Consider the following 22868-nt stretch of genomic DNA (forward strand, 5'->3'; position numbering starts at 1 on the left):
TACCTTTGGGAGTAAGGTCCGTACGTCTTTCTGAGAAGTGGAGTTGCGCATGGCGTCTCCCTCCGTCGACGTAGCAGCTGCGACCCCAAGTTCTACAGCCGCCAAAAAGCTAACCCTTCCCATTCTCATTGCGATGGTTGTCGGATCCATGGTCGGATCGGGCATCTTCTCGCTGCCGCGCACGTTCGGCAACGCGACAGGCCCGTTCGGCGCCATCATCGCCTGGTGCATCGCCGCCGGCGGCATGTACACTTTAGCGCGCGTCTTCCAGTCGCTCGCCGAGCGCAAACCGAAACTCGATGCCGGTGTCTACGCTTACGCCAAAGCGGGGTTTGGAGACTATCCGGGTTTCCTGTCGGCACTCGGCTATTGGGTCGGCAGCTGCATCGGCAACGTCTCATACTGGGTTCTGATCAAATCGACGCTCGGCGCTTTCTTTCCGGTGTTCGGCGACGGCAATACGATCGCCGCGATCATTGTCGCGTCCATCGGCATCTGGACCTTTCACTTCATGATCCTGCGCGGCATCGAGCAGGCGGCCTTCATCAACACGGTCGTCACCGTCGCAAAAATCCTGCCGATCCTCACTTTCATCCTGATCCTCTTCTTCGCCTTCAAATTCGATCTGTTCCGCGCCAATTTCTGGGGCGGCACGGGCATGCCGGAAGCGAGCCTGTTCGATCAGGTGCGGGCGACCATGCTGGTCACCGTCTTCGTCTTTCTCGGCATCGAAGGCGCGAGCGTCTATTCGCGTCTCGCACAAAAGCGCTCGCATGTCGGCGTTGCCACCATTGTCGGCTTCCTCGGCGTGACGACGCTGATGGTTCTCGTGACGCTTCTGCCTTACGGGGTGCTGGAACGGCCGGAGATTGCCGGTATGCGTCAGCCGTCCATGGCGGCGGTGCTGGAAGCGGTCGTCGGGCCGTGGGGCGCGGTGTTTGTCAGCGTCGGCCTTCTGGTGTCGGTTCTCGGCGCCTATCTCGCCTGGTCGCTGATCTGCGCCGAGGTTCTCTCGGTCGCTGCGAAGAACAGGGATATGCCGAAGGTTTTCGCGACGACGAACGAGAACAGAGTTCCGGCGGCGGCGCTCTGGATGACCAATATCATCGTCCAGATTTTTGTCATCAGCACCTATTGGTCGAACGATGCCTTCTCGCTGATGCTGAACCTTACAAGCGTGATGGCGCTGATCCCGTTCCTGCTCGTCGCGGCCTACGGGCTGCTTCTGACCAAGCGCGGCGAGACCTACACGACACGGCCGCATGAAAAGACGCGCGATATGATCTTCGCAGGCATTGCGTTGATCTACACGCTGTTTTTGATCTATGCGGCCGGCATGAAATTCCTCGTCCTGTCGGCCATTCTCTACGGCCCCGGGACCATTCTCTATGTCTGGGCGCGGCGCGAGCAGGGCAAATCGCTCTTCACACCGCTCGAACTCTTCATCTTCATCGTCACCATGATCGGCTGCGGCGTCGGCATACACGGCCTTGCGACCGGATACATCACGATCTGAGGGAGGCTTTCATGGGCAAATCGGCGGTACTCGAGAAGCCGAAATCCGGCGCGAAAGCAGCGGCCAAAACATCCGCCTTCGGCGTGCATTCGGAGGTTGGCGTCCTCAAAAAGGTTCTCGTCTGTGCACCGGGCCTTGCCCATACGCGCCTGACACCGACCAATTGCGACGAGCTTCTGTTCGATGACGTGCTGTGGGTTCAGAACGCCAAGCGCGACCATTTCGACTTCATCACCAAAATGCGCGAACGCGGTGTCGATGTCGTCGAAATGCATACCGCGCTTGCCGAAACGCTCGCCATCCCCGAAGCGAAGAAATGGCTTCTCGATCGGCAGATCGTCGCCAACGAGGTCGGCCTGGGACTGGTCGAGGATGTTCGCGGATATCTCGACAGCCTGAAACCGCGCGAGCTTGCCGAATGCATGATCGGCGGACTTTCGGCGACCGAAATACCCAAGAAATATCAGTCGAAATATCTGTCCATGGTGCAGGAATCGACCGGCGCGCGGGAATATCTGCTGCCGCCGCTGCCGAACACGCTCTACACCCGCGACACGACCTGCTGGATCTATGGTGGCGTGTCGCTGAACCCGCTCTATTGGCCGGTGCGGCGCGAAGAGACGTTACTCACCACTTCGATCTACAAATTCCATCCCGATTTCGCCGGCAAGGTGAATGTGTGGTGGGGCGATCCCGACAAGAATTGGGGCTCGGCGACGGTCGAAGGCGGCGACGTTCTCGTGCCCGGCAATGGCGTCGTCATCATCGGCATGAGCGAACGTACCTCGCGTCAGGGCATAACCCAGCTGGCCGCGACCCTTTTTGAGAAGAGCAGAGGCCAGATCAAACACGTCATCATCGCGGCAATGCCGAAACTGCGCGCGGCCATGCATCTCGATACGGTTTTCACGTTCTGCGATCGCGATCTCGTCTCGGCCTATCCGCCGATCGTCTATTCGATCCACGCGATCTCGCTGCGCCCCGGCAAAGGCTCCAACGGAGTTGAAGTCACCGTCGAGAAGAAGCCGTTCCTCGATGTCGTAGCCGAGGCACTGAAGCTGAAAAAGCTTCGCGTCGTCGAAACCGGCGGCGATTCCTATGCGACCGAACGCCAGCAATGGGACAGCGGCAATAATTACGTCGCCGTCGCACCGGGCGTTGTCTTCGCCTATGACCGCAACACCTATTCGAACACGCTGCTGCGGCAACAGGGTGTTGAAGTCATCTCCATCGTCGGCGCAGAGCTCGGCCGCGGCCGCGGCGGCGGCCATTGCATGACCTGTCCGATCATCCGAGAAGCGGTCGACTACTAGGAGAGCCTCACGGCGGTCCGACCATGATGCTGCGCGCGTTGATCGCCGTCTGCGGGACACTGATCCTGTCGGGCTGCGATTCCGCCGAGGCGCCTCCCGCCGCCGAAGCGCGGCCGGTGCGGGTCATGACGGTCAAGAGCGGCGAAAACGGGCGCATCATCGCTCTCACGGGAACGGTTCAAGCGCAAACCGAAGTCAGCCTCTCGTTCCGCATCGACGGCCGCATGGTGGAACGCCTTGTCAATATCGGCGATGCGGTCAAAGCGGGGCAGGCGATCGCGCGTCTCGATCCGCAGAACGAAGAGAATGCCGTCCGCTCCGCGCGGGCGCAGGTCGCCGCGGCAGCCGGTAAGGCGGCGGAAGCCCGCGGCGACTACGACAGACAGCAGCAGCTTCTCTCCGGCGGCTGGATCGCACAGGCGCGCTACGATCAGGCCGCCCAGGTCCGCCAGACGACGCAATCCCAGCTCGACGCGGCGCATGCGCAATTGAGCATCGCCGAAGATCATCTCGGCTTTGCGACGCTTTATGCCGATGCAGAAGGCGTCGTGGTCGCGCGCGGCGCCGAACCCGGCGAGGTCGTACGGGCAGGGCAGATGATCGTGCAGATCGCCCGCACCGATGGGCGCGATGCGGTGTTCGACGTGCCGCCGCAGATCAAGGACCAGGCGCCGGCCAATCCTGTCATCGACGTCTCGCTGACCATGGACCCGAGCGTGAAAACCACGGGCCGGGTGCGCGAGGTCTCGCCGCGTGCGGACCGCGCGACGGGCACATTTGAGGTGCGGGTCGGCCTGTCCGAGCCTCCGGCCCAGATGCGGCTCGGCGCGACGGTCAGCGGACGCATGCAGACGGAGCGCGATGCCGGGATCGCCATTCCGGCCACCGCATTGACGAGCCTCAACGGGCAGCCCGCCGTCTGGGTGGTCGATCCGCAGGGCAGCACAACGGCGCTTAGGCCTATCGAGATCGCCGAGTTCGATCAGGCGCGCATACTCATCGCCAGCGGGCTTGAGGCCGGGGAGATTGTCGTCACTGCCGGCGTTCAGGCGCTGCGGCCGGGCCAGAAGGTGCGGCTGCTCGAGGCCGGGTCATGATCGGCCCCAATCTGTCGGAGTGGTCGATCCGGCGTCCGTCGCTGGTGATTTATCTTATGATCGCCGCCGTCCTTGCCGGCGGCCTTGCTTTCTCGCGGCTCGGCCGCGCCGAAGACCCGGCCTTCACCTTCCGCAGCATGGTGGTGCAGGCGGCCTGGCCGGGCGCAACGCTCGACGACACGCTGGAACAGGTGACGGAACGCATTGAGCGGGCGGTGCAGGAAACACCCAGTATCGATCGCATACGGAGCTACACCAAACCCGGCGTCACGACGATCTTTGTCGATCTTCTTGGCTCGACGCCGGCCCGCGAGGTTCCCGATCTCTGGTACGATGTCCGAAAGCGCGTCGGCGATATCCGGCACACACTCCCTCAAGGAGTTGTCGGCCCTGGCTTCAACGACGATTTCGGCGATACGTTCGGCATCATCTACGGCATCACTGCCGACGGCTTCACCCATCGCGAACTGCGAGATTATGCGGAAAACATCCGCTCCCGCATGCTGCAGGTGGAGGATGTCTCGAAGATCGAGATCATCGGCGCGCAGGACGAGCAGATATTCATCGAATTTTCGACCGAGCGTATCGCAGCGCTCGGGCTCGATTATCCGGCGCTGATCGCAACATTGCAGGCGCAGAATGTCGTCCGTCCTGCCGGGGCCATCGAGACGGGCCACGAGCGATTGTCTCTGCGCGTTTCCGGCGCATTCGAGACGGCGGAAGATGTCGGCGCGGTCAATATAGCTGCGGGCGGGCGGCTCGTGCGCCTCAGCGACATCGCCACCGTCCGGCGCGGCTATGCCGATCCGCCGCAGCCGCTGTTCCGCGTCAACGGACAGGAGGCTATCGGCATCGCCATAGCGATGCGGGATTCCGGCGACATCCTGCAGCTCGGCCGCAACATCAAAAACGCCATGACCGAGATCACCGCCGATCTTCCCGTCGGCATCGAGCCCGTGCTCGTCGCCGATCAAGCTGTCACCGTCGATACCGCCATCGGCGAGTTCATGGCTTCGCTCTGGCAGGCCATCGCCATCATCATCGTCTGCAGCTTTGTCAGCCTCGGCGCACGCCCGGGCGCGGTCGTTGCACTGGCCATTCCCCTGACGCTCACCATCGTCTTTGCGATCATGCAGATCGTGAACATCGATCTGCACCGCGTTTCGCTCGGCGCGCTGATTATTGCTCTCACTCTGCTGGTCGACGATGCGATGACGACGGTCGATGCCATGATGCGCCGCCTGTCCGCCGGAGACAGCAAGCAGGCCGCGGCGACCTATGCCTATGGCGCGCTTGCAAAGCCGATGCTGGCCGGCACGCTGATCACGATTGCCGGTTTCGTGCCGATCGGTTTCGCGCAGAGCTCGGCCGGCGAATACACATTCTCGATCTTCGCCGTCGTCGCCATCGCCCTCGTCGTCTCCTGGTTCGTCGCCGTCATTTTCGCGCCGCTTCTCGGCATGGCGATCATCAAACCGCCGAAACAGTCGAGCGGGAAGGCCGGGCTGCTCGAACGCGTTTATGTGCCGCTTGTGACGACGGCAATGCGCTGGCGCTGGCTGACCGTCGGCATCACGATCCTGGCGCTCGCCGCATCGCTGTTCGCCGTGCGCTTTGTGCCGCGGCAGTTCTTTCCGGCGTCCGACCGCCCCGATCTCATGATCGATCTGACGCTGCCGCAAAGCGCCTCGATCTTTGCCAGCGACGATGCCGCAAAGCGTCTCGATGAGATTTTGCGCTCCGACCCGGATGTCGAGCGCTGGAGCGGATATGTCGGCCGCGGCGCCATCCGCTTTTATCTGCCGCTCAATGTGCAGCTTCCCAACGATTTCTTCTCGCAGACCGTCGTTATCGCCAAAAGCGTCGAAGGACGGGACCGGCTGCACAAGAAGCTTGAGACCCTGCTGGCGGAGACATTCCCTGAAGCAATAGCGCGCGTTTATCCGCTGGAACTCGGGCCGCCGGTCGGCTGGCCGGTGCAATACCGTGTTTCGGGACCGGATACGAATGAGGTGCGGACGATTGCACTCAAGGTTTCGCAGGCCATCGCGAACCATGCCGACACGCGCAACATCAATTTCGACTGGATGGAGCCGAAGCGGCAACTCAAAGTTCAGATCGATCAGGATCAGGCCCGCAATCTGGGTCTCAGCTCCGCAAGTCTTGCGGCGGCGCTGAACGCGGCGGTATCCGGCACAACGATCACGCAGGTACGCGACGATATCTATCTCGTCGATGTGATCGCGCGCGCGACCGACGAACAGCGCGTCTCGGTCGAAACGCTGCGCAATCTCCAGGTTCCCTTGCCAAGCGGCCGAACCGTCGCGCTCAGCCAGTTTGCGCGTTTCGAATACGGCCAGGAGCTGCCGCTGGTCTGGCGGCGCGACCGCATACCGACCCTGACCGTGCGTGCCGATGTCGAAGCCGGCGCTCTGCCGGAGCAGGCGGTGACCGATCTCGAACCGGCCCTCTCGGCGCTGCGTAAAGAGCTTCCTGCGGGATATGGGATCGAACTCGGCGGCATCGCCGAAGAGAGCGCGCAATCGAGCGCCTCGGTGATGGCGGTCGTGCCGGTGATGCTGCTGATCACGCTGACCGTCCTGATGTTTCACCTCAAGAGCTTTCACCGCGTCGCTCTCGTACTGGCCGTCGTGCCGCTCGCGATCATCGGCGTCGTCGCGGCATTGCTGCTCTTCAACCGGCCGCTCGGCTTCGTCGCCATTCTCGGCATCCTGTCGCTGCTCGGCATGGTCGCGAAAAATGCCGTGATCCTGCTGACGCAGATCGAAGCGGAGCGGGAGGCAGGGCTTTCGATCTGGGATGCGGTGGTTGCGGCCGCAAGCTCCCGTGCACGGCCGATCCTTCTGACGGCCGGCTCAACCGTTCTCGGCATGATGCCAATCGCCCCAACAGTGTTCTGGGGGCCGATGGCCTTTGCGATCATGGGCGGGCTTCTCGTCGCCTCGCTGCTGACGCTCGTTCTTCTGCCGACCCTTTATGTGGCAACCGTTCGCGAAAAGCCGTCTCCCGTGCCTTCCGGCGCGGGACGCCGGACGCCGAAGAGCGGTGTGCCGACATGAGAACCGCCGCCGTCTCACAGCGGAAAATCTCGGCGGCGAAGGCCGTCTATTATCGACTTCTCGCCGGGCAGGTGCTCGCACTGCTCGGAACCGGTATTGCGACCGTCGGCCTAGCGCTGCTGGCCTATGATCTTGCGGGCGACAATGCCGGCGCGGTTCTGGGAACCGCGCTGTCGATCAAGATGATGGCCTATGTCGTCGTGACGCCTTTGGCCTCGGTGTTCGCCGAACGGCTGCCGCGCCGCGCAACACTCGTTGCGCTCGATCTCATCCGCGCCGGGGTCGCTCTTTCTCTGCCTTTCGTCACGCGCGTCTGGGAAATCTATCTTCTGATCTTCGTCTTTCAGGCCGCGTCGGCGACGTTCACACCGGTGTTTCAGGCACTGATCCCCGATCTCCTGCAGGATCGCCGCGAATATGCGCGGGCGCTGTCGCTTTCACGTCTCGCGGTCGAACTCGAAAATGTCGCAAGCCCGCTGATCGCCGGGCTCCTACTTCTGTTCGTCAGCCTGTTCGGCCTTTTCGTTTCGGCGGTCGCCGGATTTCTTCTGTCCGCCGCCATCATCGTGTGGCTAAACCTGCCCGAAGCGACGCACAGAGTAAGAGGCGGGCGGTGGCAGCGGGCGGCGCACGGGCTTCGCATGTTCCTCGCGGTGCCGCGCCTGCGAGGTCTGACGGCGCTCAATATCGCGGTTGCGGCCGCAACGGCCATGGTCATCGTCAATACCGTCGTCATCGTTCAGGGCGAGTTCGGTTTGAACGAGCGAGCCGTCGCTTTCGCGCTGACCGTGTTCGGCGCGGGCTCTGTCACCGGTGCACTCCTGTTCATCTCTCTCATCGAACGGGCCGACGACCGGCTTATGATGATGGCTGGCGGCCTTGTCGCGGGAGCCGGTCTTTTTGCCGGGCTCGGTGTTTCAGGTTTTGTGGCGCTGCAGCCTGTCTGGTTTTTCCTAGGGGTGGGATGCGCACTGGCGCAAACACCGGCCGGCGTTCTGATTTGCCGCTCGAGCCGGGAAGGGGACCGGCATCTTCTCTACGCAACGCAGTTCGCGCTGTTTCATCTGTGTCTTCTGGCCGCCTATCCGCTGGCCGGATGGATCGGCGCTGAAATCTCCGTCGCCGCCGCCTTCACGACGCTCGGCTTGATCGCCGCTTTCTCCGTGATCCTCGCACTCCGGCTCTGGCCGCCGGGCGATGGTCTGGTTCCCGCCGCACAAAACACTGACAGGAGGACAAGATGATCGGCAGACGCTCGCTTCTGCACCTCATTGCTGCATGTGCCTTGCTCCCGTTCGCCGCGACGCTCGACGCCGCGGCACAGCCCGCACGTCCGCCGGGCGACGGATCGGGAGGGCGGCCCGGCTCCGGAAACCGCAATCGCGAACGGCGCCGCCGCCCCAATCGCCGGCCTCCTGCTGCCCGCCGTGAGCGACGTCCGCCGCCGCGCTCGGGCTGGTTCTGGGTGCCCGGCTATTGGATGTGGGATGAATGGCGCTGGGACTATGTCTGGGTGCCGGGCCGCTGGGTCCGGGCACGGCCGGGCGGGCGCTGGCGCGGCGCGCGCTGGATGCTGCGCGGCGGCGACTGGGTGTTCATGGCCGGAGGCTGGTACTGACCCGGAGCCCGTCCCCGAAACTGCGCCGCGCGAAGGTCCGCGCGGCGCAGGACCCGTCGAAGATGTCGGTCTTCACGCTGACGGCGTTCGTCATCGGCTCGATGATCGGTTCCGGCATCTTCTCGCTGCCGCAGGCGTTCGGCCGCACGACCGGCCCTTTGGGCGCGATCCTCGCCTGGTGCATTGCCGGCGCGGGCATGCTGATGATCGCGCTCGTCTTCCAGACTCTCTCGCGGCGGAAGCCCGAACTCGACAGCGGCATTTCCGCTTATGTGCGCGCCGGGTTCGGCGAGTATGCCGGGTTTCTGTCGGCGCTCGGCTACTGGACCGTTTGCTGCCTTGGCGACGTTTCGTATTTCATCGTCGTCAAATCGACGCTCGGCGCACTGATCCCGGCGTTTGGCCATGGCAATACGCTTGAGGCCATTTTCGTCTCATCCATTCTGCTCTGGCTTGTGCATATCCTCGTGCTGCACGGGATCAAACAGGCGGCGTCCGTCAACACGGTCGTCACCGTCGCGAAGATCGCGGCCATCGTCACGTTCATTCTCGTCGTGATTTTTGCTTTCGACGCAGACCTCTTTTCCGCCGACTGGCGCGGCGAGGCAAGCGATGCCGGAGGCCTCTTCAACCAGATCCGCGGCACGATGCTGGTGATGACCTTCGTCTTTGTCGGCGTCGAGGGCGCGAGCGTCTATTCGCGCTATGCCAGAAACCGCCGCGATGTCGGCATCGCAACGGTCGTAGGCTTTCTCAGCGTCCTGACGCTGATGGTGATGATCACGCTTTTGTCCTACGGAATTCTTGCACGGCCCGAACTCGCGACATTGCGTAACCCGTCAATGGCGGGCGTCATGCAGGCGGCAGTCGGAAGCTGGGGCGCCTGGTTTGTCGGCATCGCGCTGATCGTCTCGGTCTCCGGCGCCTATATCGCCTGGTCGCTGCTGGCAGCAGAAGTCGTGTGGTCGTCCTCCAAAGCCGAACTGATGCCGCGCTTCCTGAGCCGCGAAAACCGCAACAAGGTGCCGGCCGCCGCCGTCTGGTTCACCAACGGATTGATCCAGTGCATCCTGATCCTGACCTTCTTCACCGAAGAGGCCTTTCTCTTTGCACTGAAGCTCACCGGATCGATGATCCTTATCCCGTATTTTCTGGTGGCCGCTTACGGGCTGAAACTCGCCTGGAGCGGTGAGGACTATGGCTCGAAGGAACAGCGCCATCGCGATCTCATGCAGGCCGGGCTCGCGACCATCTATGCCGCGGGGCTGATCTATGCGGGCGGGCTGAAATTTCTCCTTCTGTCGTCGATCGTCTATGCGCTCGGAACGCCTCTGTTCATCATCGCGCGGCGCGAACAGAAAAAGCCCGCATTCACACTTGCGGAGGCCGGCTTTTTCATTTTGCTGGTCATCGGCGCGGGCTTTGCGGTCTACGGTCTCGCGAGCCGCACCATTGTCGTCTGAGCGTCAGGCGGCTTTCTTGCGCGCTGCCAGCGCGATCATGATGTAGCTCAATCCCGAAAACAGGATCGAGATGCCGGCAAGAACGCCCGGCGTCGTCAGGCTGGACGCCGGAAAGCGCGCGAACAGCATAAAGGCGATGATCAGCGCCAGAAGCCCCGAGCTCAGCAGCCACACCCAGCCGTCATGCGGGCGCACTTTGAAGGCCAGAAGAAGCTGCGTCACGCCTTGCGCGAGGAACACGCCCGCAATCAGCGCGGTGATCGTGATCGCCCCGGCAAACGGGTTCATATAGATAATAGCGCCGCCGACGATCTGGACAATGCCGATGGCCAGATCCCAGAAGAAGCCGTGCCATGTCTTGACGCGAAAGGCATGGAAGATCTGGAAGATGCCGGCGACGATCAGAATGACGCCGAGGAAGAGGCTGGTCGCCAGCGTCGAATAGACCGGCAGGAGAATGGCGAACGCGCCGGCAATCGTCAGCGCGATGCCGAGAATAAGAAACCAGCCCCAATTGGCACGCACGGATTGGGAGACGCTGGGAGCAGGGGAATAGACCGGAGCCGTCATGATGAACCTCCGTCATCGGCGATAAGTGCCGGTTCCAGAGGATCATGAACCCGCTCCGGCGATAGTCAATACGCCCCATGAACAGCCCGCATTTGAGCCAAATCGAGCGCCCACTTTCGCGGAGACGTCGGTCACCTTTCAAAAACCTCAAATCTATCAATGGGCCGCCGGAGAGGAATGAGCCGGTTTTGACATAGATCAAGTCTCACTGGACATTATGGGCGACAACGCGCCATGGCCTCGGAACAGATTCACCCCGCCGCACCGCACCATCTGCCGGCCTTCCTCGTTGAGCCGGGCCATAGCGACATATTGATGGTCGTTACGGCGTTCATACTGCTGGCGGCGGTGATCGGGGTGGGCGTTCTCTTTCTAACCCTGCATACACTGCCCGAACGGATCGCCCACCGGACGCACAAGCTCCAATTCGAGATTGTTGCGGTGCTGGGTCTTCTTGCTCTGTTCACCCATCAGCACATTTTCTGGGTGATCGGCCTCTTCCTCGCGCTGATCGAAATCCCCGATTTCCTGTCGCCGCTACGGCGGATTGCTCGCGCCAGTGAAAAACTCGTCGGTATCGAGGAAGGGACCATCGAAGACCCGCACGAGCGAACGCATGGCGCTACAGCGGAGAAACCCGCGCCGGCGAAGGGGAAATAGAGCCATGCTGGAGCTTCTTCTCTGCTCGATGCTGACCATTCTCCCCGACTATCTCTACCGGAGATATGCGCAGGGCAGACGCATCGGCTATGAGATCACGCTCTACTCGGTCTGGTACGAGCTGCGCTGGGGCATCACGCTGTGCCTCATCCTGACCGTTCTGCTCATCACGGTGATCTTCTACAATCACCCGTCGACGACCAATGCGACGGTGATGTTCCGGACCGTGCCGCTGGTGCCGGAGCGGATCGGCCGCGTCGTCGAAGTCAATGTGTCCGGCTTCAGCCAGGACGTTAAACAGGGCCAGCCTCTGTTCCGCCTCGACAGCAGCGAGCAGGAAGCCGCGGCCGAAACGGCGCGCCGCAAGATTGCCGAAGTGGAAGCCGCGCTCATCGCCGCGCGCGCCGAAGTGGTCGGCGCCGAAGGTCAGATCCAGCAGGCGGAGAGCGCCTACAAACAGGCGCTCGACGAGCTTGAGACCAAGCAGGAACTGATGAGCCGCAATGCGGCGACGGTTGCCGCGCGCGAAATCGAGCGGCTGCAGGTGCGTGTCGAGGGCCAGAAGGGCGCCGTCGCTTCCGCAAGGGCAGCGAAGGACTCGGCCGAGCTGCGGATATCGACGCTGCTGCCGGCGCAGAAGGCGAGCGCGGAAGCGGCTCTCGCGGAAGCCGAAACCGATATCGCCAAGAGCATCATCCGCGCCGGCGTCGACGGGCGGGTCGAGCAGTTCCTGCTGCGGATCGGGGATGTCGTCAATCCAATGATGCGCCCCGCGGGCATTCTCATTCCCAAAGGCGCCGGCCGCTGGGCCGTCCAGGCCGGCTTCGGCCAGATCGAAGGGCAGATCATGAAGCCCGGCATGGTCGCGGAGATCACCTGCATCTCCAAACCCTGGACCGTCATTCCGATGGTCGTGACCAGCGTTCAGGATTTCATCGCCGCCGGCCAGTTCCGCGGCGGTGAGCAACTCATCGAAGCACAGCAGGTCGCAAAACCCGGCACGCTGCTCGTCAATATGGAGCCGCTCTATCCGGGCGGGCTCGACGGCGTCATTCCCGGCTCAAGCTGCATCGCCAACGCCTATTCGAGCAATCACGACTTCATCGCGTCAGGTGAGGCGGGCTTCTTTTACGGAATCGTTCTGCACGGCGTTGACGCCACGGCGGTCGTCCATGCGCTGATCCTGCGCATCCAGGCGCTGGTGCTGCCGATCCGGACGCTGGTGCTCAGCGGCGGTCACTAAAGCCACGCGCACGCAATACGAAGCGGCGGCCTCAAGAGCCGCCGCAAATCCTACCGACAAAAGCGCTGAAGATCAGTCCGCGACGAGCTCCCAATCCTTGTCGGGATTGAAGGTGTCGATCTTGGCGGCAGCGGCTTCGCTGTCTTCGCCGAGATCCTTTTCATAAATGCTGCCTTCATTGCTGATCATGAAGGTCATGATGCCGGTCTCGCCATACTTTGCCGGCGTTGCGATGAGGGCGAAGCCCGCGATCATATTGCCGTTGATGACATAGTCGTAGGCGCCGCCGGCAATGTTGTCGCCCTGCTTTGTCAGGACGCGATAGCGGTAGCCGAAATAGCCGGTAGGCGAGTCCTTGGCGCTGAGCGCTTTCTCTTCATCGATGAAAGGGCCGACGGGGCTCTCCACGCCGTCATGCTCTTCGGCGGGCCAGTAGAGCCCATCCATCTTGCCGGGCGAGCTGCGCAGCGTCTGGGCATATTCGTGGACACCGTCTTCGTCCCAGTCGGTATCGTGATAAAGCGTCTGCGCGACGACGTAATTCGTCATCGTGTCGAGCGCTTCGAGCTCGTTCTCGCCGATGCGGCGGTCAAGAATTTCTTCAAGACCGGCATTGGTGTCGAACGACCATTTGCCGTCATCGCCCTTCACCAGCGGGAAGGGGAAGGGCCAGATCAGATCGCCGAGATTGATGATGCGCTTGTCGGGCCCGTCTTCGACGATTTGCAGGCGTTCGGAGGCTGCACCCTGCAATTCGTCAAGGCGCGAGTCGAAATCGTCCGATTTGCCGATCTCATCCGGATTGAGGCCGATGAGCTTGGCGAGACCCGGGACATTCTTGGCTGCGAGTTCCTTGCGGAAAACATCGACGGCTTCGGAGGGCTCGGCAAAGGCCTGCGGTTCACCGCCGATATACTTTGCGATCTCCGGTTCGGCGAAGGCCGGCGTCATGCAGAGCGTCGTGACCAGGGCCGAAGAGAAAAGAAACCGTTTCATTGCGAGTGTCCTTCCAAATCCGATCAGCATCTCAGCCTGCATTCCGAAATCTCAACGGCGTCCGCCGCCGCGTCCGCCACCGCCGCGCCCGCCGCCGGAGAAGCGCGGGCCGCCGCCGCCACCACCGCTGAAGCCGCGCCCACCACCGCCACCGCCGCCGCTATAGCTCACGCGGCCGCGCTGCGAGGCCTGGTGCGTACGCTGACCGCCACCATAATCGCCAAGCGCCGAAGGTTGACGTGGCCGCGAGTCCACGCGCGCCGCAGGTTTGGCGCTCGGGCGCTGCGCCTGCGCTTTCTTTGCAGGCCCCCGTTTTGCTGCCGGCCTTTGTGCGGCCGCGGGGCGTTGCGCCGGACCTGCGCCCGCACCAGGGCGCTGCTGACCTGCGCCGCCCTGACCGACACGATCGGGACCGCCGGGGCGTCCTGCCTGTCCTGCACCGGGACGGTCGGCGATACCGGGCTTGCCGTCCGGACGCTGTAGCCCTTGCTGCACATCGCGGCGCACATCGCGTGTTCCGGCGCTCGGCCGCGCGTTCTCTCGCGCATTGCGGATGCCGGTATCGGGCTTCTTGTCGAGCCTGTTGGTGGAGCGATCCTTCAGCTTGTTCGACACATCGTTGCGATCGAATTTGAGATTGTCCTTGCCACGATCGAAGTTGCGATGGTCGACGCGATCGCGGTTCTGCCATTTGTCGCGGTCGATATTGATGTCGCCGATATCGATATCGACATCGCCGCCCCAGCAGCCTCCATCGTTCCAGTCGATCCAGGATCCCCAGACCGCGCCGGCGATGAAGCCGGGCCAATACGGAACATAGGGGTAGTAGTAGGACGGGTAGGGGTCGCCGTAATAGATCGGCTGCGTCGCCACATAGCCCGGCGCAAGCAGCGCGTTCGGATCGTATTGCGGAACGTAGGTGACCTCTTCCTTCGCCGATTTGATAACGACGGTATTGTTGGTGTTTTCGACGATGACCTTGTCATCGGATTTGATGGCGCCGGCGGCGAGGGCTTTGTCACGCAGCTGCTGGATTGCGGTGAGCACATCCTTTTGCTGGTTGGTGACGGCGGTTCCGAGTTCTTCGGTCCAGGCGAGATCGTCATTCATCATTTTGACGATGTCCGGATAGTTCAGCAGCGAAATGATGCTGCCGTCCCAACTCTTATTCGGCTGCAAATCTTTTTTCGTCGCCGCCTGATCGAGGAAACGCTGCGCCTGCACGACCTGCAGCGGATAGAGTGCACTCGCCAGAACCATACCGACGAGATCGTCAGGATAGAGCGCGATCGGCGCGACGATGACTTCGAGTTCCTCGGCCGATTTGAGTTCGCTTTCGACGACGGCTTCAGGTGAAGCCGGGGCCGCGGCCGTGTCTTGGGCGTGGGCGGTTCCGGAGAGGAACAAGACGAAGGTTGCTGCAACAGCGAGGTAAAGCACGCGCAAAGCCGTTCCTCCCGACACGAGAGCCAGGTTGAAACTGAAGCATCGCGGGAGGCAGACGGTTTTGATCTAGATCAAGAGATCGGCCCGCGATCGCGCGGGCCGATCAGCCGGCCGAGAACAAAAAATGCGACACATCCGATCCCAAGGATCGTGAAAGGCAGGATCGTCATGGCAAGGACGATGCGCCACTTCCAGGCGGTGAAATCTTCATAGAGATGCGGGAAATGATTGACGGCACTGACGCCGAAGGCAACGAGCCCCACGACCACGGCCATGCCGACAAAGGTTATGACGATATCGCGCCTTGAGCGTCTTATTCCGCGCATGCCGGGCCTCCCTCGGAGCCGCACCGGTTTCATTGCCGAGCTTGAACGAAATGCCGCTCCGGCGCGGCCATTTCGGCAGTCTGGAACAATTCTCAACAGCGAATTTGATCTAGATCAAAAGGGAAGCTGATCGATGAAGGCCGTAATCCCCTTTAGGTGATAACGGCTTGGGGGGCGAAGCCTCGTTTGACTAAAATGAGTGAAGCGGAATTCGTTTGAAACGCACAATCTTCGGTTTTCAAACTGCAACATTTCCCGTATAGGTAAGGTCGGAATTTGGAGCCTTTGCAGGCTCTTCGAACGCTGAAGTAGACGGTGCCTTTCGTTTGGAGGCGCGTATGTCAGTTGCATGCGATCAGGCAATCTCTGTTGCCGCCCGGTCTACGCGTTCGCTGGATTTAGTCGCCAGCGCGGTTCCCGGCATTCACGTCACCTATGCGGCAGGTGAAGAAATCCATGGCGAGGGCGAGCCGGCTATTTACGGCTATCGCATCATTTCCGGTGTCGTACGCACATTCCGTGTTCTTCCCGACGGACGCCGGCAGGTCGAGGGATTTCACTTCCACGGCGACGTTTTCAGCATGGAACTCGGCATAAACTACGAGCTTTCCGCCGAAGCCGTCGCCGACACGAAAATACTTGTCATGAAGCGCTCGCTGATCGACACGCTTTTGCAAAACGATCCGGCCGTCGCACGCGAACTTCTGATGTGGTCCTATCAGACGCTGGCGCGGGCGCGCGAACAGATGATGCTGCTTGGCCGCAAGAGTGCTTCGGAGAAAGTTGCGTCCTTCCTTCTGCAATTGGAGATCAACCCGGGGGGAGAGGCCGTCGCGATACCTATGTGCCGGTCCGATATTGCCGATTATCTCGGCCTGACGGTCGAAACCGTCTCTCGCGTTCTGGCCCAGCTCGAGCGCACACATGCCATCGATCTTCCGTCCTCCCGCAAGATCCGGGTCAACAGCCGGGAGAAGCTCGCCGCACTGGCGGGTATGTAGCGGCGCGTATACAAATGGTGGAAGCCGCGCGGGAAACTTGGGCAAAACCCATGCACCGCGGGGTAGGGAGCGCGGGATGGTCCGCAGGGGGATAGGGCCGCATATTCTGGTCGCCTGCGTGGTCGCAGCGCTTCCGGCGCTTGGCGGCTGCGCGTCCGGCCCGGTGCGCGAGGCGTTCAGCAAAGACGCGGCCGTCGCCGCGACATTCCCCGGCTATGAGAACATCCGTTATTGGGGCGATGAGGCGCCGCCCAATATGGAGGAACGCGCGAAGACGATCCGCGCAGCCTGGGATGCCAATGGCAGCAAAACCCGCTCGCTCAGCATTCTGGCGATCTCCGGCGGCGCGGAAGACGGCGCCTATGGCGCCGGGCTTCTCAATGGCTGGAGCGAAAAAGGCGATCGTCCGCAATTCGATATGGTCACCGGGATTTCGACAGGCGCGCTGGCCGCGCCTTTCGCCTTTATGGGTCCGGCTTACGACCGTCAGTTGATGGAGGTCTATACGAAGACCGACGCTTCCCAGGTCTTCAAGAAACGCGTCGTCGCCGGCCTGCTCGGCGGCGAGAGCCTGGCCGATACCGGCCCGCTGCTGAAGACGATCCAGCGTTATGCCAATGCGGATCTGCTCGCCGCCATCGGCGAAGAACACCGCAAGGGAAGGCGGCTGCTGATCGGTACGACGAATATCGATCTCGGCCGGCCGGTGATCTGGGATATCGGCGCAATTGCCAATAGCGGATTGCCGAACCGCGTCGAACTCTTCCAGAAAATCCTTCTTGCGTCGGCGGCGATCCCCGGAATGTTTCCGCCGGTCAAATTCGAGACGGTCGCCGACGGCAGGAAGGTCACCGAACTTCACGTCGACGGCGGTGTCGTCAATCAGGTCTTCGCCTATCCGCCGGAGCTTGGCCTTTCGCGCTTCATCCACGGCCGCAAGGTCAATCTCTATGTGATCCGCAATTCGAAGGAGAAGCCGGATTTCCAGATAACGAAGGCAAGCGCCCTTGCGTTGGGCAGCCGCTCGACCTCGGTCCTGATCCGTACGCAAGGCGTCGGCGATCTTTACCGCATCTACGCCACATCGAAACGCGACGGCCTGAACTTCCAGCTCGTTCTGATTCCGGCAGAATTCAGCCACAAGCTCGAACAGCCTTTCGACACCGCCTATATGGGCGCGCTCTATCGCTTCGGGCTCGATCGGGGCCGTACCGGCATACCGTGGCAAAGCACGCCGCCCGGGATGGGCAGATCCTGAGGACCGGAGAGCATGGCGAAAGGCAAAGCCCGCAAAAGCGCGGTCCGCTCCGGCAAAGCCGATACGTCCGATCAACGCGCTCGCGAGCGGGCGATCTACGCTTCGGCGTCTGTCATCATGCTCATTGCTGCGGCCGCGACCTTCTGGAAGGGCCGTACCGTCTACCGGCATATCTATATGCACCAGACGGGGGCCTCGCTGGAGGATCTCATCGTCATTCTTGTGTCGATCTCGGTGATCCAGATTGCCTTCTGGTCGGTGCTGGATGCACCGCCGCCTTTCGCCATCCGCAAGAACGTCTTCTTCGCCAGCTTCGTGCTCTTCTTAAGCCGCATTAGCTTTATGCTCGCGGGCGCCTTGTTCTCGATTGTCGTGCTTGTGCGGTTCGAGGAACTCGATATCCGCCCCCGCGCGCTCCTTGTTTTCGTCGCAGTCCTTTTCACGATCTACTGTTTTTCGAAATGGATCGAGCGGCTGGGCCATGCCCTCGAGCACGGTTCCGACGGCCATACGGGCTGACGCCGTCAATACCGCCACTTGCAACTTTTGATCTAGATCAAAAACACCCCGCACAGCGCCTCTAGGGTCCTCAGGTCACGTGGTGGCCCGAACCCATGTCGCGAATTTTATTCAAGCACTTGGCGCCCTCTCACCGCAGCAGCCCGCTGGCTGAAAGCTGTTTCCGGCCGCGCGTGAATTTCCTTTCCCGATGGCCAAGCGCGCGCCTCTGCGCCGCCTGCGCCTTTCCCGAAACCGAAAAGGGGACCTTGCGATGACTCAGACAAGCCGTGCGCCTGCGCGCATCGACCGGTTCTTCTCCATGCCATCGGCGCGCGCAGACAGCTGGCGCGATCTCGTCGGCCTCGCGCAACGCTGGGAAACAGGGAAGGGCGACCGCAAGGCGGTCGAGGCCGCTCTCGGCGAACTTGCAGTGATGGAGGAATTTCACGCCTATCCCGGCATCCGCCTGATGTCGGCGCTCCGGGACAGACTGGCGGCCGATGCCGCGCAAGGCTTCACATCGCTCGCGCGCAATATTTCCTCGGCGATTATCACGCGCGACTACAAGCACGACCCTGCCGAATGGGAGACATCGGAGGATGTGGCGAACACGCCCGCCGACCGCCTGCCGCCCACCCTCGGTCGCGGCGAGGCACATCGCCCATATTTCGAAGTTCTCGTTGTCTCGCCGGCACCCGCGGCGCGCTGGCAGCATATGGCCGGCGAGTTCCGCCGCCTGCGCCGTCCGGAAGACGAATTCATCTACGAGCCGGTGTTTGTCGGAAGCCTCGAAGACGCCGTCTGCGCGGCCATCGTCAATCCCGACCTTGCAGCCGTCATCATCTATGACGGTTTCGGTCAGCGCTCGCGCCATGACGCGCCCGTTCTGCGCAGCGTGCTGGAGGCAACCGGGCTTGCGGCCGCCGCCGACGAGCGGGGAGAACTGTCACTGTTTCTTGCCGACGGCATCAAGAGCATAAGGCCGGAACTTGATATCTATCTTCTGTCGGACCGTGCGGTTGAAAAGACGGCCGGCGATGTGCGGGCGAGCGCCATCCGCCGCGTCTTCTACCAAATAGAAGAGCCGCTCGAACTGCACCTTTCGGTTCTTGAGGGAGTCCGCGCCCGTTACGAGACGCCGTTCTTCGACAATCTGAAGCGCTATGCGCGACGTCCGGTCGGTACATTCCACGCTCTGCCGATCGCGCGCGGCAAGTCGGTTTTCAAATCCGACTGGATCCGCGATATGGGAGAGTTCTACGGCATCAACCTGTTCCTGGCCGAAAGCTCGGCCACGACCGGCGGTCTCGATAGTCTTCTCGAGCCGACCGGCAACATTAAAAAAGCGCAGGAGATGGCGGCACGCGCGTTCGGCGCCGACCATGTCTTCTTCGTCACCAACGGAACCTCAACCAGCAACAAGATGGTGCATCAGGCGCTGGTCGCGCCGGGCGACATCGTCATCCTCGACCGCAACTGCCACAAATCGCACCATTACGGCCTCGTGCTCGCCGGCGGTCAGCCGCTTTACGTCGATGCATTCCCGATGACGGAATATTCGATGTATGGCGCGGTGCCGCTGAAAACGATCAAATCCGCGCTGCTCGATCTGAAGGAGGAGGGGCGGCTCGACAAGCTGCGCATCGTCGATCTCACCAACTGCACATTCGACGGCCACATCTACAATACGCGCCGCGTGATGGAAGAATGCCTCGCCATCAAGCCTGATGTCGTTTTCCTGTGGGACGAGGCCTGGTTTGCCTTTGCGCGCTGGTCGCCTTTCCTGCGCCCGCGCACCGCCATGGGCGGCGCAGAGGCCATCGAGAAATGGCTGCGCGATCCCGCCTCGCTTCAGGCCTATGAGAAGCAGCAGAAGGAGCTCGGCGACAAGCCGTCGCGCGAGAAGCTTCTCGCCACACGGCTTATCCCGGATCCGAGGAAGGTTCGCCTGCGGGTCTATCAGACGAACTCGACCCATAAATCCATGTCGGCGATCCGGCAGGGCTCGATGGTCCTCGTCAAGGATGTCGATTTTCATAACGTCGAAGCGCAGTTCCACGAAGCCATCTTCACACACGCCTCGACCAGCCCGAACCAGCAGCTCATCGCCAGCCTTGATGTCGCGCGCCGGCAAATGGAGCTTGAGGGCTACGGCCTGGTTCAGAACGCCATCGAGATCGCGCTCGATATCAGACGCGAGGTCAACAGCCATCCGGTGATCTCGCGCTATTTCAAAGTTCTCGGCGCGCCCGAAATGGTGCCGGCCGAGTACAGATCGGCGGGCTTTGTCGACGCGCTGACTCCCGGCACCACCTGGGGCGACTTCCTGAGAAGCGCGCGTGAGGACGAGTTCTGCCTCGATTTCACCCGCATGACGGTTGTCTGCGGCAGCGCCGGGTTCGACGGCACCCAGTTCAAGGGGCTGCTCGCCGACAAATACAGCATCCAGCTCAACAAGACGTCGCGCAACAGCGTCCTGCTGCAGTCGAACATCAACAACACCCGCAGCGATGTCGCGCATCTGATCCGCGTACTGCTCGAAATCAGCACCGATATCGAAGACCGGCTTGCCAATGGCGGCGAAGCCGCGCGGCAGGCTTTCGCCGCAAGGGTCAAGTCGCTGATGACCGATGTTCCGGACCTTCCGAACTTCAGCCATTTCCACGAGAGCTTCCGCAAGGATGCCGGAAAGAAGACGGCGGAAGGCGATATGCGGACCGCATTTTACGGCGCCTACAAAGCCGAGTTCTGTGAATACATCCCGCTGAGAAGTCCGGATATCGACCGGCGTCTCAAGGAGGGCCCCGATATGGTGTCGGCGAATTTCGTTATCCCGTATCCGCCTGGCTTCCCGATCATGGTTCCGGGGCAGGTGATCACGAAAGAAACCATCGATTTCATGCGCAAACTCGATGTGAAGGAAATCCACGGCTACGAGAGCGCGCGCGGCCTGAAACTACTCAAGGCAGACACGCCGGCCGCCAAAGCGCGCCGCACCGCAGCGTAAAGGGGGACACGACCATGCAAGCGATTTTCGATTTTCTGGCGGCAAATCCATACGTACTGCTCTTTGTGACCGTGGGCCTCTCGGTTTGGGTTGGACGCTTCACAGTTGCCGGCTACGGTTTGGGCATGGTCGCCGCGGCGATCGTGGTCGGCGCCGGCCTTTCGGTCTGGGCGTCGACCTACAGCGTGAAGCTCGAACTCAATAATTTCACGCGACTCCTGTTCTACTACCTCTTTATGTACGGTGTCGGACTGCGCGTCGGTCCGTCTTTCGTGAACAGTCTCGGCGGCGACGGCTTGCGTTTCACTTTCCTGGCATTCGTGGCCGCCGGACTGGGTCTGGCGCTCTGTGTTGCCGGCACGATATTCTTCGATCTCCCTGTTGGTGCCGCAGGCGGCATCCTGGCCGGCTCGCAGACCATGTCGGCGGCCATTGGCTCGGCCGAACAAGCGGTGTCTGATGGCATCGTAACCTTGCCGCCTGGAACGACGGCCGAACAGGTCACCGCCATGATCGCGCTGTCCTACGGCATCACCTATATCTGGGGCACGGTCGGCATCATCCTGATCGTTAAATATCTGCCGAAATGGTGGGGTATCGACGCCCGTAAGACTGCGGCGGAATATGAGAAGAAGCATGGCGTCGCCAGCGGCGACACCGCCAATCTCTCCGGCTGGACGCCGGGCGCTCTCCGTGCCTACAAACTGGAAAACAAGTCGTGGTCCGGCAAGACCATTCGCGACATGCTGCACGCAAATCCGGAATATCGGGTTGTCAATATCGTGCGTGACGGCAAAGCCTACGGCGCTGACGAAGATATGCCGCTCAAGCTTGGCGATATCATCGCCCTTGGCGGCGCTCGCGCGGCCATGACGGAGAAGATGGGCCTGATCGGCGCGGAAGTCGCCGATAAGACGGCCCTGGATCTGCCGCTCGATCGGGCCGAAATCCTCGTTACCAACAAGGAAATCCTCAAGCAGACGCGCGAGGAATGGCGCGCTCTTCCCGGCGCCGATCAGATACAGGTCGTCGGCCTCGAACGTTCCGGCGTGCCGATCCCGATCGGCACCAATACAAAGCTGCAACGCATGGACATCGTGACGGTCGTCGGCCTCAAAGGCGCTGTCACGAGCATCGGCAACGCATTCGGCCGGGTCATCCGCCCGTCGACGGCCACCGATCTTCTGACTTTGTCGTTGGGCATGATTCTGGGCTTCCTCATCGGCAAGATCCAGTTTCCGGCCTTCGGCGCCAGTGTCGGCCTCGGCAATGCCGGCGGCCTTCTGGTCGCGGGCGTGATCGTGTCGTCGATCTCCTCGCGGCTGCGTTTCTTCGGCAATACGCCGGCGGCTGCCCGCAACGTGCTCGAGGATCTCGGCCTCATCGTTTTCATCGCCATCGTCGGAATCAATGCCGGCAATTCGCTGCTCACACAGCTGACCGGCGACGTTGCGCTGAAGATTTTCATCGTCGGCTTCATCGCCTGCACGATCCCGCCCTTCGTCGTCTGGGCGATCGGCCTGTACATGTTCAGAACCAACCCCGCGATCCTCATGGGGGCCGTAGCTGGCGCCCGCAGCCATAGCGGCCCATGCCGCGAGGCGGCAGTGGAGATCCAGTCGAACGTTCCATGGATCGGCTTCCCGGTCGCCTACGCAGTCTCCGGCGTGTTGCTTACGGTGTTCGGTTACATCGCCATGGCCTTGGCGCATTGAGAGGAACGTAAGCGTACAGGGAGCAGGCACGCTCCCATTGCGGTCATCGTGCCGGTGA

At 61.8% G+C, this 22868-nt stretch carries 18 protein-coding genes; 14 read left to right on the forward strand and 4 right to left on the reverse strand.

Annotated features, from left to right (window positions below):
• The first annotated feature begins 49 nt into the window (after positions 1-49).
• The 7 genes from IZ6_RS08600 to IZ6_RS08630 all read left to right on the forward strand — a co-directional run bounded on the left by IZ6_RS08600 (position 50) and on the right by IZ6_RS08630 (position 10087).
• Positions 50-1516 (forward strand): basic amino acid/polyamine antiporter, encoded by a 1467-nt coding sequence (locus IZ6_RS08600; protein WP_222874658.1) that lies wholly within the window; start codon positions 50-52, stop codon positions 1514-1516.
• Positions 1517-1527: 11 nt separating this feature from the next.
• Positions 1528-2829: an arginine deiminase gene (arcA, locus tag IZ6_RS08605; RefSeq protein WP_222874659.1), complete on the forward strand. Its 1302-nt coding sequence runs from the start codon at positions 1528-1530 to the stop codon at positions 2827-2829.
• A 23-nt stretch (positions 2830-2852) separates the two neighbouring features.
• The gene (locus IZ6_RS08610; RefSeq protein WP_222874660.1) at positions 2853-3926 is read left to right on the forward strand and encodes an efflux RND transporter periplasmic adaptor subunit; all 1074 of its coding nucleotides are present in this window, start codon (positions 2853-2855) and stop codon (positions 3924-3926) included.
• Complete coding sequence (locus tag IZ6_RS08615) at positions 3923-7006, forward strand: efflux RND transporter permease subunit (protein ID WP_222874661.1); 3084 nt, start codon at positions 3923-3925, stop codon at positions 7004-7006. The genes IZ6_RS08610 and IZ6_RS08615 overlap by 4 nt, the downstream gene beginning before the upstream one ends.
• The gene (locus IZ6_RS08620) at positions 7003-8250 is read left to right on the forward strand and encodes an MFS transporter (RefSeq protein WP_222874662.1); all 1248 of its coding nucleotides are present in this window, start codon (positions 7003-7005) and stop codon (positions 8248-8250) included. The genes IZ6_RS08615 and IZ6_RS08620 overlap by 4 nt, the downstream gene beginning before the upstream one ends.
• On the forward strand, positions 8247-8624 hold the full coding sequence (locus IZ6_RS08625) for a hypothetical protein (protein ID WP_222874663.1): 378 nt from the start codon (positions 8247-8249) through the stop codon (positions 8622-8624). Before IZ6_RS08620 ends, IZ6_RS08625 begins: the two co-directional genes overlap by 4 nt.
• Before the next feature lie 62 nt (positions 8625-8686).
• A complete protein-coding gene (locus IZ6_RS08630; RefSeq protein ID WP_222874664.1) occupies positions 8687-10087 on the forward strand; it encodes a basic amino acid/polyamine antiporter in 1401 nt (466 codons plus the stop codon).
• Positions 10088-10090: 3 nt separating this feature from the next.
• Here the strand turns inward: IZ6_RS08630 and IZ6_RS08635 are convergent, their stop codons facing one another.
• On the reverse strand, positions 10091-10657 hold the full coding sequence (locus IZ6_RS08635) for an HdeD family acid-resistance protein (protein WP_222874665.1): 567 nt from the start codon (positions 10655-10657) through the stop codon (positions 10091-10093).
• A 234-nt stretch (positions 10658-10891) separates the two neighbouring features.
• On the opposite strand from IZ6_RS08635, the gene IZ6_RS08640 reads away from it, so the two are divergent.
• Together IZ6_RS08640 and IZ6_RS08645 are read left to right on the forward strand one after the other, a co-directional pair.
• Positions 10892-11317: a hypothetical protein gene (locus IZ6_RS08640; protein WP_222874666.1), complete on the forward strand. Its 426-nt coding sequence runs from the start codon at positions 10892-10894 to the stop codon at positions 11315-11317.
• A gap of 4 nt (positions 11318-11321) precedes the next feature.
• Positions 11322-12560, forward strand: a complete 1239-nt coding sequence (locus IZ6_RS08645) for an HlyD family secretion protein (RefSeq protein ID WP_222874667.1) — start codon at positions 11322-11324, stop codon at positions 12558-12560.
• A gap of 72 nt (positions 12561-12632) precedes the next feature.
• Here IZ6_RS08645 and IZ6_RS08650 read toward each other — a convergent pair whose 3' ends face one another.
• The 3 genes from IZ6_RS08650 to IZ6_RS08660 form a co-directional block, all read right to left on the reverse strand.
• Positions 12633-13556: a DUF2950 family protein gene (locus tag IZ6_RS08650; protein WP_222874668.1), complete on the reverse strand. Its 924-nt coding sequence runs from the start codon at positions 13554-13556 to the stop codon at positions 12633-12635.
• Positions 13557-13607: 51 nt separating this feature from the next.
• Positions 13608-14996 (reverse strand): DUF3300 domain-containing protein, encoded by a 1389-nt coding sequence (locus IZ6_RS08655; RefSeq protein ID WP_225874053.1) that lies wholly within the window; start codon positions 14994-14996, stop codon positions 13608-13610.
• Positions 14997-15073: 77 nt separating this feature from the next.
• Positions 15074-15328: a hypothetical protein gene (locus IZ6_RS08660; protein ID WP_222874670.1), complete on the reverse strand. Its 255-nt coding sequence runs from the start codon at positions 15326-15328 to the stop codon at positions 15074-15076.
• A 338-nt stretch (positions 15329-15666) separates the two neighbouring features.
• Here IZ6_RS08660 and IZ6_RS08665 point away from each other — a divergent pair, with 338 nt between their 5' ends.
• The 5 genes from IZ6_RS08665 to IZ6_RS08685 all read left to right on the forward strand — a co-directional run bounded on the left by IZ6_RS08665 (position 15667) and on the right by IZ6_RS08685 (position 22810).
• A complete protein-coding gene (locus IZ6_RS08665) occupies positions 15667-16329 on the forward strand; it encodes a helix-turn-helix domain-containing protein (RefSeq protein ID WP_222874671.1) in 663 nt (220 codons plus the stop codon).
• Positions 16330-16405: 76 nt separating this feature from the next.
• Entirely contained in the window at positions 16406-17587 is a 1182-nt protein-coding gene (locus IZ6_RS08670; protein WP_222874672.1) for a patatin-like phospholipase family protein, read from the forward strand.
• Between the two features lie 12 nt (positions 17588-17599).
• Positions 17600-18106, forward strand: coding sequence for a hypothetical protein (locus tag IZ6_RS08675; RefSeq protein WP_222874673.1), 507 nt, complete (start codon positions 17600-17602; stop codon positions 18104-18106).
• A gap of 253 nt (positions 18107-18359) precedes the next feature.
• On the forward strand, positions 18360-21095 hold the full coding sequence (locus IZ6_RS08680; protein ID WP_222874674.1) for an aminotransferase class I/II-fold pyridoxal phosphate-dependent enzyme: 2736 nt from the start codon (positions 18360-18362) through the stop codon (positions 21093-21095).
• Between the two features lie 14 nt (positions 21096-21109).
• Positions 21110-22810: an aspartate:alanine exchanger family transporter gene (locus IZ6_RS08685; RefSeq protein ID WP_222874675.1), complete on the forward strand. Its 1701-nt coding sequence runs from the start codon at positions 21110-21112 to the stop codon at positions 22808-22810.
• The last annotated feature ends 58 nt before the right edge of the window (positions 22811-22868 follow it).

Source organism: Terrihabitans soli, from assembly GCF_014191545.1.
Taxonomy (GTDB): domain Bacteria; phylum Pseudomonadota; class Alphaproteobacteria; order Rhizobiales; family Methylopilaceae; genus Flaviflagellibacter; species Flaviflagellibacter soli.

Bases quoted from the DNA above. Each gene is read 5' to 3' on its own strand.
- IZ6_RS08600 (WP_222874658.1), top strand. From the start codon at position 50: ATGGCGTCTCCCTCCGTCGACGTAGCAGCTGCGACCCCAAGTTCTACA.
- arcA (WP_222874659.1), top strand. From the start codon at position 1,528: ATGGGCAAATCGGCGGTACTCGAGAAGCCGAAATCCGGCGCGAAAGCA.
- IZ6_RS08610 (WP_222874660.1), top strand. From the start codon at position 2,853: ATGATGCTGCGCGCGTTGATCGCCGTCTGCGGGACACTGATCCTGTCG.
- IZ6_RS08615 (WP_222874661.1), top strand. From the start codon at position 3,923: ATGATCGGCCCCAATCTGTCGGAGTGGTCGATCCGGCGTCCGTCGCTG.
- IZ6_RS08620 (WP_222874662.1), top strand. From the start codon at position 7,003: ATGAGAACCGCCGCCGTCTCACAGCGGAAAATCTCGGCGGCGAAGGCC.
- IZ6_RS08625 (WP_222874663.1), top strand. From the start codon at position 8,247: ATGATCGGCAGACGCTCGCTTCTGCACCTCATTGCTGCATGTGCCTTG.
- IZ6_RS08630 (WP_222874664.1), top strand. From the start codon at position 8,687: ATGTCGGTCTTCACGCTGACGGCGTTCGTCATCGGCTCGATGATCGGT.
- IZ6_RS08635 (WP_222874665.1), bottom strand. From the start codon at position 10,657: ATGACGGCTCCGGTCTATTCCCCTGCTCCCAGCGTCTCCCAATCCGTG.
- IZ6_RS08640 (WP_222874666.1), top strand. From the start codon at position 10,892: ATGGCCTCGGAACAGATTCACCCCGCCGCACCGCACCATCTGCCGGCC.
- IZ6_RS08645 (WP_222874667.1), top strand. From the start codon at position 11,322: ATGCTGGAGCTTCTTCTCTGCTCGATGCTGACCATTCTCCCCGACTAT.
- IZ6_RS08650 (WP_222874668.1), bottom strand. From the start codon at position 13,556: ATGAAACGGTTTCTTTTCTCTTCGGCCCTGGTCACGACGCTCTGCATG.
- IZ6_RS08660 (WP_222874670.1), bottom strand. From the start codon at position 15,328: ATGCGCGGAATAAGACGCTCAAGGCGCGATATCGTCATAACCTTTGTC.
- IZ6_RS08665 (WP_222874671.1), top strand. From the start codon at position 15,667: ATGTCAGTTGCATGCGATCAGGCAATCTCTGTTGCCGCCCGGTCTACG.
- IZ6_RS08670 (WP_222874672.1), top strand. From the start codon at position 16,406: ATGGTCCGCAGGGGGATAGGGCCGCATATTCTGGTCGCCTGCGTGGTC.
- IZ6_RS08675 (WP_222874673.1), top strand. From the start codon at position 17,600: ATGGCGAAAGGCAAAGCCCGCAAAAGCGCGGTCCGCTCCGGCAAAGCC.
- IZ6_RS08680 (WP_222874674.1), top strand. From the start codon at position 18,360: ATGACTCAGACAAGCCGTGCGCCTGCGCGCATCGACCGGTTCTTCTCC.
- IZ6_RS08685 (WP_222874675.1), top strand. From the start codon at position 21,110: ATGCAAGCGATTTTCGATTTTCTGGCGGCAAATCCATACGTACTGCTC.